The sequence below is a fragment of the Noviherbaspirillum album genome, assembly GCF_035916955.1.
Taxonomy (GTDB): domain Bacteria; phylum Pseudomonadota; class Gammaproteobacteria; order Burkholderiales; family Burkholderiaceae_D; genus Noviherbaspirillum; species Noviherbaspirillum album.
In genome coordinates this window covers 1-605 of sequence record NZ_JAWIIV010000143.1, presented here as the reverse complement: position 1 = coordinate 605, position 605 = coordinate 1, and the positions used below count along the sequence as shown (strand labels likewise).

General features: G+C 56.9%; 1 pseudogene. It reads right to left on the bottom strand.

Annotation, left to right across the window (positions count from 1 at the left end):
• Positions 1-605, bottom strand: a pseudogene (locus RY831_RS33125) (transposase); the annotation flags it as partial.

The following is a 605-nucleotide window of genomic DNA, read 5'->3' as shown; positions in this document are numbered from 1 at the left end:
TGAGCGTTCCACCATTGGCCAGCCGGTCATGCACGAAGTCATACGACCAGACACTGTTGGGCTGTGTCGCTCCTGGAATACGGATGTCATTGCCACAGCGGCGCTTTCTGGGCCGGCGCTTGGGAAGGTTCAGGCCCAAGCTGCGCCACAAGCGCCACACCCGTCCAACGCTCTGGTCCGTCATGACGGCAATGCGCCGATAACCGAAACGAGGATAGCGGGCTGATGCTTCTATGAGTTGCCCACTGAGTTCTTTATCCTTACCTGGTTGTCGCAGCTGATAGCTCGTCACCCGGCGGCTTACCCCGGCAATTCGACACGCTGCACGCTCGGATAACCCTTTAGCCTTCAGAATCTCAAGCGCTTCGCGTCTGGCCACCGGGGTTACCATTTTTTTGCGGCAATCTCCTTCAAGCCTTCAATGGCCAGCATTTGCTCCGCTACGATCTTCTTCAGCCGAGCATTCTCCGACTCCAGATCCTTGAGCTTGCGAGCATCGGAAACAGTCATATCCCCGTACTTATTACGCCAGCGGAAAAACGTCTGCTCCGTGATGTTGTGCTTACGGCAGACCTCACGAATCACCGCTCCGTCGACCTCCGCCT